This window comes from Pseudomonas sp. MTM4 (assembly GCF_019355055.1).
GTDB lineage: Bacteria > Pseudomonadota > Gammaproteobacteria > Pseudomonadales > Pseudomonadaceae > Stutzerimonas.
This window is the reverse complement of record NZ_CP048411.1, coordinates 1532175-1544650: the sequence shown is the minus strand read 5'-3', so window position 1 is coordinate 1544650 and position 12476 is coordinate 1532175. Positions and strand designations below refer to the sequence as shown.

The window sequence follows — 12476 nt, the reverse complement described above, 5'->3', positions numbered from 1 at the left end:
GAAACTTCATGACTCGCTACGAATTATTACTGCAAGAACTGCCTCTAAAGCCTAAAACTTGGTTGATAACCGGAGTGGCAGGCTTTATCGGCTCCAACTTGTTAGAAACGCTGCTCCGGCTAAATCAGCATGTGGTTGGGCTGGATAATTTCGCCACAGGCCACCAGCGGAATCTGGATGAAGTTAAAAGTTTGGTGAGTGCGGGGCAATGGGCGCGGTTCAGATTCAATGAGGGTGATATCCGGAACCTAGACGATTGCCGCAGAGGGTGCGCAGGCGTTGACTATGTTCTGCATCAAGCAGCCCTAGGCTCCGTACCACGGTCGATCAATGATCCGATAACAACGAACAGCACCAATATTGATGGCTTCCTTAATATGTTGGTGGCCGCTCGCGACGCTCAGGTGGAAAGCTTCACCTATGCTGCCAGCAGTTCAACATACGGAGATCATCCTGGGCTTCCTAAGGTTGAGGATGTGATTGGGAAACCTCTTTCGCCCTACGCTGTGACCAAATATGTCAATGAGCTTTATGCTGACGTATTTGCTCGCACATATGGATTCAGTACGATTGGACTGCGCTACTTTAACGTATTCGGTAAGCGCCAAGACCCAGACGGGGCCTATGCTGCTGTTATTCCAAAATGGATTAGTTCAATGTTAAAAAATGAACCAATTTGGATAAATGGTGATGGTGAAACGAGCCGGGATTTTTGTCATATTAACAATGTTATTCAGGCAAACATACTTGCCGCATCAGCAAGCTCAACAGAAAAAGACAATATCTATAATATCGCAGTTGGTGATCAAACTACTTTGAATGAGATCGCAGTGCTTATCGGCAAAGCTTTGAATGAGCAAGGGGTATTCTTTAAAAGCGAAATTCTGTACAGAGGGTTTCGCGGTGGAGATGTAAGGCATTCAAGGGCCGATATTACAAAGGCCAGAAATATACTTTTCTATAATCCGTCGATATCTGCATCTGAAGGTGTTCGTGAAGCTATGTCGTGGTATGTTCGTAAATTGATTTAGTAGCGCATGAAAAGGTCTTCGGACTCATGTCGATAATTTTAGCCGTAAGCTAGGAATTTTCGACCTAATGAGTTTTTTCAAGTTTGAACGCTGGTGGGCGACTTGGGTATATTATCTATATTGGTAGGGCTGCACCAAGTTGTAGCTTTCCTTTCGCCTTGGTCCATCGTATTTATTGCTGGTAACGTCGGAGGGGAAGCGAGTATTGGGCTCGTGTCTTACTGGATGGCTATAGCCACTCCTGTCGCAACACTGTCGGCACTGCCAAACAGGAACTTCCTGCTTACAGCTAATAAGGTTTTTTCAGATAGTTGTTTGTATTTATCTAGGCTGTCTATAACAGCCATATGTTGTATATTTTTTCTTTTTGTGGGTTGGAATATAGAGTATTGGTTTATTCCAATTCTTGTTTTTGCTGTTAAATCCTTTGAGTTGCTTGTTGATATACCATTGGCTAAATTAATTAGCCAGAAGCGCATTCGGTCTATCAGTATTTTATGGTGCTGCCGTGTTGTGACGACAGTTGGCCCCCTATTGGTTGCGATGCGGTTTGAATCGCTGGTTATATTAATCGTTCCTATGTGCGTTGGCTTTATCCTCACTGCAATCTTATTTTATGATGATACTGGTGTTTGGATAGGGCGTAATGAGGTGCTGAGTTCCCTAGCGCTATCTATTTCCGGTTTTTTTGTTGCTTTAGAAAGTAATATGCCTCGCTATATTCTCGGGGGAAATAACGAAATGCCCTATTTGGCTGCTTATACTGCTAGTGCCTTTTTGGTGACTGGATTGTCTGTGGCAGTCAACGTTATTTTGCAGACTAGGTTGACAGCATTAAGTGCCTGTTTTCAGTCAGGAAGCACGAAAGATGCTTTTGGCATGATGCTAAGAGTACAGCTTTTCTTTTCTGTGATTTGGGGAGTCGTCTGCATCTTGTTGCTTGGTACAAGCGGTGGATCATATTACCTATCCCTTTATAAGATTGAATCCAGTGACGTGGCAAAGGAGGTTTTTATGTTCACCGCTGCGTCAGGTTTCGTCGCTATCGCAAATTCCGTTTTAGCATCTGGAGTAATGGCTTCTCGCCAATATAGCCAGATGCTTAAATCGTCGATTGCTTTTGTAGCTGGCGCGTTGGTGTTCGGCTTGCTTGGATATTCATTAAGCAGAGCGTTAGGTGCTATATGGATGTGCTTGTTAGTTCAGGCTGCTCATGCAAGCTATTTCTTTCTTTGTATCAGGCGCCGCAAGGTTGCTATATGACAATTTTTAGCGTTTTCTTTGTGGTATTTGTAATTTTACTCGCCGGCAGATTTTCATGGCGCAAAAAACTATCAGGTATCGATATTTACCTTCTTTTATATATATATTTTTTTGCAGGCCCTTTTGCCGCGCAACTTCTTGGTTACCATGTATATATAGGGATTCGGTTCGATTATTTGCATAAAGCATTGCTGGTATTGTCTGTTGCCGTTTTTGCGATGATGCTGGGAAGTTGGCTTCCCACACGGTCTGAACGGGTCCCTGATTTTTATTCGGCCGCTGGAGGAAAGAAAAATATTTTTCTGGTATTGCCTGTTTTTGGGATAGTGCTTGTAGTGTTTGCACTTGTTTGGCTGTATTACATCGGTATTGTGCAGTCTGGTATGAATAAAACGGAGAAAATACTAGCTGTAGGAATATATCATTATGCAGTAGCAACGCTGGTCCCTGCCGCGCTTATAGCTTATATGGCGCTCACCGTCGAAGTCAGACGTAATTACCTTGTTTTCACCATTTGCTTGGTTTTGTACTGCTTCTACTCTCTCCTAATGGGAGAACGGGACTTTCTGCTTCTAGCTCTTCCAATATATTTTTGGTTGATTCGTGATGTATTTACCGGCTTGCGATACCCATTAATACTTTTTGTTTGTTTCGTTTTTTTATTTGTATTGATGTCGGGCGGGCGCTCCGATGTTTTTAATCAAGGGTTTGTGTCTTCGCTACTTAATCAAGGGAGTAATCTCATGGTTATGACAAATGTTTTGCAGTATTTCGAAGAGGGCGGCGAGTTGATTTGGGGTGGGTCTTATGTGTCTGCAATTTTGAATTTACTGACGGCTGGTTTCGTTAAAATAACTGAGTCTCGCTCGGTGTGGTTCTCTAATTATGTTTCTAACGGGGCCGGCGCTTACGGCTTCTCTCTGGAGGCAGAAGCTTATTTGAACTTTGGAATTATGGGCGTCCTGGTTGTTTTCTTATTGTATGGCTACTATTATGCATGGATAGAGCACTTTGCTGTAAGGCGAAGTCATCTTGGATATTTGTTGTACTATCACTTTCTTTTCTTTGGTATATATGCAATACGCGGCGAGTCGCTCGTTGTTTTGAAATCGCTGGCATATTGTTTGTTTTTCTATATTTTCGCGTCGGTAATTTCAAGCGGCGGTAGGGTAAGGTTGACGTCGCGAAAGGGTGAGGTGAAAGCAACCAATGTCTAAAGTTCTGGTTGTGTACTTAGAGGAGCGATTTCAGCGATCTAGCGCTGGTGTGTATTACTCGAATATATTTGGTGGTTTTTTTTGGCGCCGGTATTTGGAGGTTTACGACTTTGTTTATATTGTCGCTCGTGCCGAGCCAGATAGAAATTTAATGCCCCAAAATCTTGATTGGATGATAGCGGATACACGCTTAAAATTTATCGAGCTGCCCTATTATAAGGGCGGTCGACAGTTGTTAATAAAAATTCATAAGGTGCTATTTGCCGTATGGATGACAACTCGGATCCGTGGTGTACATATTTTGAGGCTACCGGGAATCTTAAGTAGCATCGCGCTTCCTTTTCTTCTTGTAAGTCGAAAGGTATTTGGCGTTGAGCTGGTTGGAGATCCTCAAAGTGTTTTTTCAGTAGGTGGTGTAGGTGGTAGGTTTTCTAAATGTTATGAGTATGTATTTACGACCGCCACTCGTCTTGCTTGCAAGCATGCAAAGGCTGTGGCATACGTAACTAAGCATACAATGCAGCGGCGCTATCCTGCTTCATCTAGGGCTTATGCGACATTTTATTCGAGCATTGATCTTCCTAGTGAAATTATAGTGTCTGACCGATTAATAAAAAGGAAGAGTGAGGAGCAGGCGTTCAGACTTTTTATGGCTGGTACTATGGAGCAGCGATATAAAGGGTTTGATATCATGATTAAAGCTATGGAACGCATAGCTTCTTCTGGGCATCGTGCCAACCTCATTTTAGCTGGAGATGGGGCTTTTAAAAGCGAATTGGAATATCTTGCACGTTCGCTGGAGGTTTCAAAAAATATTGTTTTTTTGGGAAAAGTTTCTCGGGAACAGGTTTTGCGTGAAATGGACTTGGCTGACATGTTTGTTATCCCGTCAAGGACAGAAGGGCTGCCGCGGGTTTTAATAGAAGCTATGGCACGCGGTCTTCCTTCTGTTGGAACTAATGTAGGTGGCATACCTGAATTGCTCGCGTCAAACTTTCTGGTTGAACGTGAGGATTACGTCTCGCTGGCTAATCTAATTTGCAATCTAATAGATGATTACGCACAGAGAAAGGCCATGTCTGAAGATAACATTCGCATGGCGCATAGTTATGAGTCGAGTGTTCTACGAGGGCGGCGAATAGAATTTTATGAATATCTTGCGGCACGGGCTGGAGAGAAATAATGAAAGTCTTGCACCTCGTCAAAACGACGTCAGGCGCTATCTGGGCTCTACGGCAGATAAAAGTTCTCATCGATTTGGGTTGCGAAGTGTGGGTTGCCTTACCTAATGATACAGGTACAGCGAGCGCTTACCGGGCCGCAGGCGCTAACGTCGTTATACTTGTTAGTGATGTAACTTCGCTGAAAAACCCACTTTCGTTGTTTCGCTCTATTTATGCTTTTCGTCGATTAGTTAAAGAAATCAGGCCGGACGTCATTCACTCGCACTTCGTAGGCACGACGTTGTTTATGCGTATTGCTTTGTTTCGAATGAGTGTGGCGCGTTGTTTTCAGGTCCCTGGACCTTTGCACCTGGAAAGTTGTTTAACGCGCGCTGTCGAGATTGCTTTATCTAATGACCACGACTATTGGATTGCGACATGCAATAGAACCAGAAAATATTATATTGATGCGAAGGTTTCTGCTAGTAAGCTGTTTTTAACATATTATGGTACCGATACGGGTCTCTTTTCACCTAGTGCCAAAGGTGTATTAAGGAGAGAATTGGGCGTTCCTGATGGAGTTAAGATTGTTGGGATGGTTGCTTATGCATACGGACCAAAAAAATGGCTTGGCCAAAGCAGAGGAATAAAAGGACATGAGGATTTGATAGATGCTATGTCGCTCGTTCTTCAGCATCGTAGCGACGTAGTTTGCGTTTTTGTTGGGGGGGCTTGGGTTGGGGCTGAAAAGTACTACGGCGCAGTGAAAAAGTACGGAAAAAAGATTCTGAAAGACAAAGCGATTTTCTTAGGTTCAAGAAGTGATGTCGCTTCACTGTATCCTGATTTTGATCTTGTAGTGCACCCGTCTCACTCTGAGAATCTTGGTGGCGCAGCTGAGTCGTTACTGATGGGAGTTCCAACCCTCACCACTAGTGTTGGTGGTTTTCCAGATATTATTATTCCTGGCGAGACGGGCTGGATGGTTTCGCCAAGAGATCCTGCAATGCTTTCAAACGCTATTTTAGAAATATTATGTAACCCTGACGAGGCTATCAAGCGCGCTCACGCTGGTCGTGTGTTTACTCAAAATATCCTAGATATACGAGAAACCGGTCGCGCTGTGTATGGGTTCTATCAAGATATTCTGAATAGGAAGGGATGAATATGTGGTCGCGGCTAATGGATATCGTAGTTTCGGCTGTATGCCTAGTTATCCTTTTTCCATTGTTATTGGTCATATCTTTGGTTGCTCGGTTGGCGTTTGGGTCTGTGTTTTTTACTCAGTTAAGGCCTGGGATGAATGGCAGGCTATTTAGAATGGTAAAATTCCGTACGATGAATGAATTGGTTGACGCAAAAGGGGAGTTGCTTCCAGATCGCGATAGGTTAACTCCGTTAGGACATCTCTTGCGCTCTTGTAGTTTAGACGAGCTTCCTGAATTGTGGAATGTCCTCAGGGGAGACATGAGTTTGGTAGGACCTCGACCTTTATTGCCTGAGTATCTACCTCTTTACAACGAGCGACAACGCCGGCGTCATGAAGTTAGGCCAGGTATTACCGGGTGGGCGCAGATCAACGGGCGTAACTCACTGAGTTGGGATGAAAAGTTTGAGCTTGATATTTGGTACGTGGATAATCGCTCCATATTTTTAGATTTGAGGATTATGTTTATCACTCTAAAGAAGGTTGTGGCGCGCGAAGGAATAAATGCTGACAGAGATGCCACAATGCCAAAATTTACAGGGAATAAGTGTGAATAGCCTAGCCATTCTCGGTGCCAGTGGTCACGGAAAGGTAGTGGCGGATACTGCTGAATGTTGCGGTTGGCATACAATCGAGTTTTTTGATGACGCATGGCCTAAACTTCAAAATAATCGAATTTGGCCGGTTGTGGGCGATATGACGGCGCTCATGAAGCGGTTGGCCGAATTTGAAGGTATTGTGGTGGCTATTGGCAATAACCGTATCCGTCACGCCAAGCTGCTTGAGCTGCGTGCGGCGGGTGCTCGTCTGGCAACGCTGGTTCATCCCGCTGCTACCGTCAGCCGATACGCGACTATTAGCGAAGGAACTGTGATATTTGCGGGGGCGGTAGTTAACGCTGATGTTTCCGTAGCTCTAGGCAGTATCCTTAATACTGGCTGCAGCATCGACCACGATTGTGTACTCGGTGAGGCCGTGCATGTCAGTCCAGGTGCCAGACTCGCGGGTGGCGTACAGGTTGGTAGTCAAAGCTGGGTTGGCATTGGCGCTAGTGTGCGGCAGCTGATTCGTATCGGCCAGCGCGTGATGGTGGGTGCGGGTTCGGCGGTCGTAAGTGATGTTCCGGATGATGTGACTGTGGCTGGTGTTCCGGCCAAAAGGATGAGGTAACCCGTTTTATGCTCAATACCCCGTTTTCTCCCTGGCCGAGCTTCAGTGAAGAAGAAGCCAATGCTGTACGAGATGTTATTCTCTCCAACAAGGTGAACTACTGGACTGGCCAAGAATGTCGCGAATTTGAAAAAGAGTTTGCGGCCTGGGCAGGTACTGAGCATGCCGTTGCGGTAACTAACGGTACGGTAGCGCTGGACCTGGCATTGCTGACCTTAGGTATCGGTGCTGGTGATGAGGTTATCGTTACGCCGCGCACTTTTCTCGCTTCGGTTTCCAGCATCGTCAATGCGGGCGCAATCCCTGTGTTCGCTGAGGTGGATCGGGACTCGCAAAATATCACTGCAGAAACGATCCGCGCCGTGCTGACGCCCCGTACACGTGTAGTCATTTGCGTGCATCTGGCTGGTTGGCCGTGCGATATGGATCCGATTATGGAATTGGCGGCTGAGCACCATCTTAAAGTCATCGAGGATTGTGCCCAGGCTCACGGAGCACGTTACAAGGGCCGACCGGTGGGTTCCATCGGACATGTCGGTGCGTGGTCCTTCTGTCAGGACAAGATCATGACCACTGGAGGCGAGGGGGGCATGGTCACCACGAATGATCGCTCCCTGTGGAAGCGTATGTGGGCCATCAAAGACCATGGCAAGAGTTGGGATGCAGTCTATGAGCGTGAGCATGCGCCCGGTTTTCGCTGGCTTCATGAGAGCTTCGGCACCAACTGGCGAATGATGGAGGTCCAAGGTGTTATTGGTCGTATACAGCTGCGGCAGATGGCTAATTGGCATGCGAGTCGTTTAGCTAATTGCGAGCGCATATGGTCGGTTGCCAAGACGCTGCAGGGGCTGCGCGTACCGGAAGTACCGCAAGAAATTCTTCACGCAGGGTACAAATGCTATGTGTTCGTAGAGCCTGCTCAGCTTGCTGAAGGTTGGAGCAGGGACCGTATTCTTGGAGAGATATCGGCGAAAGGCGTTCCTTGCTTTTCGGGCTCCTGCTCCGAGGTCTATTTGGAAAAAGCTTTTGACGGGACAGGATGGCGACCTGCGGAGCGTCTTCCGATTGCCCGCGAATTGGGCGAGACCAGTCTAATGTTCTTAGTGCATCCGACGCTAACAACAGCCGAAATAGAAAAGACCTGCTCGGTGCTTATGCAAGTCATGGCTGCCGCCACAACTAAGGTCGTTTGACCGGTCAGCCAGAACGTGAGGTTAGTGTGTTAAGACTCGCTGAAAAACTACGAGCTCGGTTGGTGACTTTGCCGCGTCGTTATAAGCGGCTGATCCAGGTCTCTGCGGATGTAGTCTTGGTCTGGGCTGCGCTCTGGCTGGCCTTTGTGGTGCGATTGGGTGATACGCACAATATTGATCCGTTTGGTGGGCACGCCTGGCTGTTCGGAATTGCACCGCTGATTGCGATTCCGTTCTTCATCCGCTTCGGCATGTATCGCGCTGTGATGCGCTACTTCGGCAACGACGCGCTGATGGCAATCGTCAAGGCGGTTACGCTCTCGGCGTTGCTGCTTTCCCTGGCTGTGTATTGGCGTACGGATGTGCCCAAGGTCATTCCGCGCTCCATGGTGTTCAATTACTGGTGGTTGAGCCTGGTGCTGATCGGCGGCTTGCGCCTGGTGATGCGCCAATACTTTATGGGTGATTGGTTTTCCCCGGATTCGCTTACTAAGTTCAAGGGCCGCGACGCGGGGTTGCCGAAAGTCGCTGTTTATGGCGCTGGTGCGGCGGGCAATCAGTTGATTGCAGCATTGCGGCTGGGGCGCGCGATGCGTCCGGTTGCGTTCATCGATGATGATCCAAATCTCTTCAACCGCACCATCGCCGGATTGCGGGTGTATTCGCCCAAGCATATCCAGCAGATGATCGACGAGACGGGAGCGGATGAAATTCTGTTGGCGATCCCGTCTGCATCGCGTGGCAGGCGGCGTGAGGTACTGGAGACATTGGAGCATTTCCCCCTCCATGTACGCAGCGTTCCCGGTTTTATGGATCTGGCCAGCGGCAAGGTCAAGGTCGAGGATATTCAGGAAGTCGACATTGCTGACTTGCTCGGGCGTGACGCCGTGCCACCGCAGCAGGCGCTGTTCGAGAAGTGCATCCGCAGCAAGGTAGTGATGGTGACGGGAGCGGGCGGCTCGATTGGTTCCGAGCTGTGCCGACAGATCCTGTCGAACAAGCCTCGAACGCTACTGCTGTTCGAGCACAGCGAGTTCAATCTTTACAGCATTCACATCGAACTGGAGCGGGTGATCAAGCGGGCTTCGCTGCCGGTTCGGTTGGTGCCGATCATGGGTTCCATCCGTAATCCCGAGCGTCTACTGGATGTGATGCGCACCTGGCAGGTCGAGACGATCTACCACGCAGCGGCGTACAAGCATGTACCCATGGTGGAGCACAACGTCGCAGAGGGCGTGCTAAATAATGTGCTTGGCACCATGAACACCGCCCAGGCGGCGGTGCAGGCGGGTGTTGCCAACTTCGTGCTGATCTCCACCGACAAGGCGGTGCGGCCCACCAATGTGATGGGGAGTACCAAGCGTGTCGCGGAGATGATTCTGCAGGCGTTGAGCCGTGAAGCGGCACCGGTGCTGTTCGGCGCTGACGATGCGGTGCATCACGTCAACAAGACCCGTTTCACCATGGTGCGTTTCGGCAATGTGCTGGGCTCGTCGGGATCGGTGATTCCACGTTTCTATCAGCAGATACGCAGTGGCGGGCCGGTAACCGTGACCCATCCGAAAATCACTCGCTACTTCATGACCATTCCCGAGGCCGCCCAGCTGGTGATCCAGGCGGGCTCCATGGGGCAGGGCGGTGATGTGTTTGTCCTGGACATGGGGCAACCGGTGCGTATTGCCGAGCTGGCGGAGAAGCTCATTCACCTGTCCGGTCTGAGCGTGCGCTCGGAGAAATCTCCGCATGGCGATATCGCCATCGAGTTCACTGGGCTGCGCCCGGGTGAGAAGCTTTATGAAGAGCTGCTGATCGGCGACAACGTGAGCCCCACCGAGCATCCGATGATCATGCGTGCCGATGAGGAATACTTCACTTGGGATGCATTGCGCGGCGCTCTGGCGAAACTGCTTAAAGCTGTCGAGCAGGATGACTATCCGCAGGTTCGGGTACTGCTGCGTGAGGTGGTGAGCGGTTATGTGCCTGAAGGGGAAATCGTCGATTTGATTTATCAGCAGCGAAGAGCGGGGCCGGCTGAGTAGGGGAGGTGGGCAGGCTATCGCCTGCATCCGCCGCGAGGGCGCGCCTCCCACAACGGGCTCGCGGTGGGCTGATTAAGCTTTAGGCCCGACCTCGGGGCAAGGCTTTGGTTTGTTGGCGGCTGTGGTCCGCATTCGCTGCGGGACACGTCTCCACAAGAGCGATCCTCAGGCGAAGCGCTGGATCGAGGGGATGCGCTAATCCGTTACCTTATAGAACTGTTTCCCGACTCGGGCGATGTGGTCGATCAGCTGGGAGTTGTCGATTTGGTAATGCAGGGACAGGTCCACCTTGTAAGGCAGGAGCAGGTCATCGATCGCCAGCTCGATATCGAGTAGGTCTTGGTGTGAGAGCCCATCACCCTTGAGGGTCAAATCGATATCCGAACCGGGGCGGTAGTTTCGTTTTGCGCGGGAGCCGTAGAGAATCGCTTCGCTGACTTTGGGAAACTGTCGCAGCGCTTCTTGAATCGATTGCACATCGCTTTGGGAGAGTCCCGTATCTTCTAAAATCATGGGGCTGGTTCGGCTCGGCTGCGCATGGTTCGCTCAAGCGCTTTGAGCAGCGAATGGTGCTTCATTCGGATATTGCTCAAGATGGCTTCGGCCGTTTCCTCGTTATACGTGTGAGAGGTCCGGTTACGGTCTGTCAGCATGTGCATCCAGGCATGACCATCCTCGATCAGCCCCTTGCTAAACGCTTCTCTAATAGTGTCACGCGAGCCGACGATGCCATCGATGCCTTGCCAGACGAGGAAATCTTTCAGCGTATTCCAGCCAAGCTCATAGCAATATTCGAAACCCTGGATGACACCCTGCTTTTCCAGTTTCGATAGCTGGCGTTGCTGCATGAGTTCCATCGCTTCATCGAGTTGTAGCAGAGCCCTGCTGAAGTTATGCAGACGTTGTTGCCAGCGCACATCAATGTTGTTCATTCGTGGGCCCTAATACGTTTGCGCATATGCTACAACTTACTCGTTGATAGGCCTATTTGTCTGACTCCTGCATCCACTTGGGCTTCGGATAACGGCGGTCTGCTTTACCGGCTTTGAGGACGGCGCCCGGCACATCGTGGCCGACCAGTTCCGGCAGGCTCGCGGCGCATTGCAACAGCGTGTCTAGATCGACGCCGGTGTTCAGGCCCATGCGTTGAAACATGTGCACGAGATCTTCAGTGCAGATGTTGCCGCTGGCACCTGGCGCGTAAGGACAGCCGCCAAGGCCACCGAGCGACGCATCGAAACGATCGATACCTGCATTCAGAGCGGCCAGCGCGTTGGCCAAGCCCATTCCTCGGGTGTTGTGAAAGTGCGCGGTAAATACCGCCTCGGGCCAGTTGCTCGTCGCTTCGCGGCAGATGCGCTCGACCTGAGCCGGATCGGCCATGCCGGTGGTATCGCAGAGGGTGATGCCCTGCACGTCTAGATCCAGCAGGCGCTGCACCAGTTCATATATTCGGGGCTCTGGGATATCACCCTCGAACGGGCAGCCGAAGGTGGTGGAGAGCGAAGCGTTGATGAACACGCCGCTGCCACGGGTGACTTCGATGATTTCGCGGAACTGAGCCAGTGATTGCTCCGGCGTCATACGCAGGTTTGCCATGCCGTGGGTGTCGCTAGCGGACATCACGAGGTTGATTTCATCCACGCGACAGGAGAGGGCGCGCTCGCATCCCTTTACGTTGGGTACCAGTACCGTGTATTCGACGCCTGGCGTTCGGCGGATACCGCGCATGACTTCTTCGGCATCGCGCAAATTGGGGATGGCTTTTGGCGAGGTAAAAGAGGTGACCTCGATTTTCGCCAACCCGGTTTCGGAGAGGCGATCGATCAATGCGATTTTGCCTTCGGTTGGGATGAAGTTCGGTTCAATCTGGAAACCGTCGCGGGTAGCAACGTCCTGGATGTAGAGGCGTTTGGTCATGATGTCTCCGGGAGTGGCAAGCGCTGATTGTTCGAGGACCATCAGGTCAGTTTGATTGTCCCCAAGCTCCGCTGGGAACGGCACTGCGGCGCTTTGCGCCGCTGGACGCTGAGCGTCCGGTTGGCTCCTACGCAGAGCGTGGAAGCCATAAGATGCCCGTTGGGCGGCGAGTGGCTGGTGGGCTAAAGCCCACCCTACGATTGCTGCGTGCCGAGGGCAGGCCTCCTACAACACCCAAAGCCTACGCCGCACCGCTTTTTGTGGGAGGCGCGC

12 protein-coding genes are annotated in these 12476 nt (G+C 50.2%); 9 read left to right on the top strand and 3 right to left on the bottom strand.

Going from position 1 to position 12476, the window contains the following annotated elements; translation table 11 throughout:
- The first annotated feature begins 8 nt into the window (after window positions 1–8).
- The 9 genes from GYM54_RS06940 (at window position 9) to GYM54_RS06900 (ending at window position 10283) form a co-directional block, all read left to right on the top strand.
- On the top strand, window positions 9–1031 hold the full coding sequence (locus GYM54_RS06940) for an NAD-dependent epimerase/dehydratase family protein (RefSeq protein WP_197445964.1): 1023 nt from the start codon (window positions 9–11) through the stop codon (window positions 1029–1031).
- A gap of 102 nt (window positions 1032–1133) precedes the next feature.
- Entirely contained in the window at window positions 1134–2294 is a 1161-nt protein-coding gene (locus tag GYM54_RS06935) for a hypothetical protein (RefSeq protein ID WP_197445965.1), read from the top strand.
- Window positions 2291–3511 carry an O-antigen polysaccharide polymerase Wzy gene (gene wzy, locus GYM54_RS06930; RefSeq protein ID WP_197445966.1) on the top strand — a complete coding sequence of 407 codons (1221 nt, stop codon included), beginning with the start codon at window positions 2291–2293 and terminating at the stop codon, window positions 3509–3511. Before GYM54_RS06935 ends, wzy begins: the two co-directional genes overlap by 4 nt.
- Entirely contained in the window at window positions 3504–4694 is a 1191-nt protein-coding gene (locus tag GYM54_RS06925; protein ID WP_197445967.1) for a glycosyltransferase, read from the top strand. The genes wzy and GYM54_RS06925 overlap by 8 nt, the downstream gene beginning before the upstream one ends.
- Entirely contained in the window at window positions 4694–5839 is a 1146-nt protein-coding gene (locus GYM54_RS06920) for a glycosyltransferase (RefSeq protein WP_197445968.1), read from the top strand. Before GYM54_RS06925 ends, GYM54_RS06920 begins: the two co-directional genes overlap by 1 nt.
- Window positions 5840–5841: 2 nt before the next feature.
- Complete coding sequence (locus GYM54_RS06915; RefSeq protein WP_197445969.1) at window positions 5842–6438, top strand: sugar transferase; 597 nt, start codon at window positions 5842–5844, stop codon at window positions 6436–6438.
- Window positions 6431–7051, top strand: coding sequence for an acetyltransferase (locus tag GYM54_RS06910; RefSeq protein ID WP_197445970.1), 621 nt, complete (start codon window positions 6431–6433; stop codon window positions 7049–7051). The genes GYM54_RS06915 and GYM54_RS06910 overlap by 8 nt, the downstream gene beginning before the upstream one ends.
- 8 nt (window positions 7052–7059) lie before the next feature.
- On the top strand, window positions 7060–8244 hold the full coding sequence (locus tag GYM54_RS06905; RefSeq protein WP_197445971.1) for a DegT/DnrJ/EryC1/StrS aminotransferase family protein: 1185 nt from the start codon (window positions 7060–7062) through the stop codon (window positions 8242–8244).
- 26 nt (window positions 8245–8270) lie between these two features.
- Entirely contained in the window at window positions 8271–10283 is a 2013-nt protein-coding gene (locus GYM54_RS06900) for a nucleoside-diphosphate sugar epimerase/dehydratase (RefSeq protein WP_197445972.1), read from the top strand.
- A gap of 195 nt (window positions 10284–10478) precedes the next feature.
- On the opposite strand, the gene GYM54_RS06895 is transcribed toward GYM54_RS06900, so the two are convergent.
- From GYM54_RS06895 to GYM54_RS06885, 3 genes are read right to left on the bottom strand one after another with little or no spacing between them, the layout of a single operon-like run.
- On the bottom strand, window positions 10479–10796 hold the full coding sequence (locus GYM54_RS06895; RefSeq protein ID WP_197445973.1) for a nucleotidyltransferase domain-containing protein: 318 nt from the start codon (window positions 10794–10796) through the stop codon (window positions 10479–10481).
- Window positions 10793–11215, bottom strand: a complete 423-nt coding sequence (locus tag GYM54_RS06890; RefSeq protein ID WP_197445974.1) for a nucleotidyltransferase substrate binding protein — start codon at window positions 11213–11215, stop codon at window positions 10793–10795. The genes GYM54_RS06895 and GYM54_RS06890 overlap by 4 nt, the downstream gene beginning before the upstream one ends.
- A gap of 52 nt (window positions 11216–11267) precedes the next feature.
- On the bottom strand, window positions 11268–12203 hold the full coding sequence (locus GYM54_RS06885) for a hydroxymethylglutaryl-CoA lyase (RefSeq protein ID WP_131650167.1): 936 nt from the start codon (window positions 12201–12203) through the stop codon (window positions 11268–11270).
- Between the last annotated feature and the right edge of the window lie 273 nt (window positions 12204–12476).

What these genes read in the sequence shown, in the direction of transcription:
- GYM54_RS06920 (WP_197445968.1), top strand. Translation starts at nt 4,694, where the DNA reads ATGAAAGTCTTGCACCTCGTCAAAACGACGTCAGGCGCTATCTGGGCT.
- wzy (WP_197445966.1), top strand. Translation starts at nt 2,291, where the DNA reads ATGACAATTTTTAGCGTTTTCTTTGTGGTATTTGTAATTTTACTCGCC.
- GYM54_RS06925 (WP_197445967.1), top strand. Translation starts at nt 3,504, where the DNA reads ATGTCTAAAGTTCTGGTTGTGTACTTAGAGGAGCGATTTCAGCGATCT.
- GYM54_RS06940 (WP_197445964.1), top strand. Translation starts at nt 9, where the DNA reads ATGACTCGCTACGAATTATTACTGCAAGAACTGCCTCTAAAGCCTAAA.
- GYM54_RS06905 (WP_197445971.1), top strand. Translation starts at nt 7,060, where the DNA reads ATGCTCAATACCCCGTTTTCTCCCTGGCCGAGCTTCAGTGAAGAAGAA.
- GYM54_RS06885 (WP_131650167.1), bottom strand. Translation starts at nt 12,203, where the DNA reads ATGACCAAACGCCTCTACATCCAGGACGTTGCTACCCGCGACGGTTTC.
- GYM54_RS06915 (WP_197445969.1), top strand. Translation starts at nt 5,842, where the DNA reads ATGTGGTCGCGGCTAATGGATATCGTAGTTTCGGCTGTATGCCTAGTT.
- GYM54_RS06890 (WP_197445974.1), bottom strand. Translation starts at nt 11,215, where the DNA reads ATGAACAACATTGATGTGCGCTGGCAACAACGTCTGCATAACTTCAGC.
- GYM54_RS06895 (WP_197445973.1), bottom strand. Translation starts at nt 10,796, where the DNA reads ATGATTTTAGAAGATACGGGACTCTCCCAAAGCGATGTGCAATCGATT.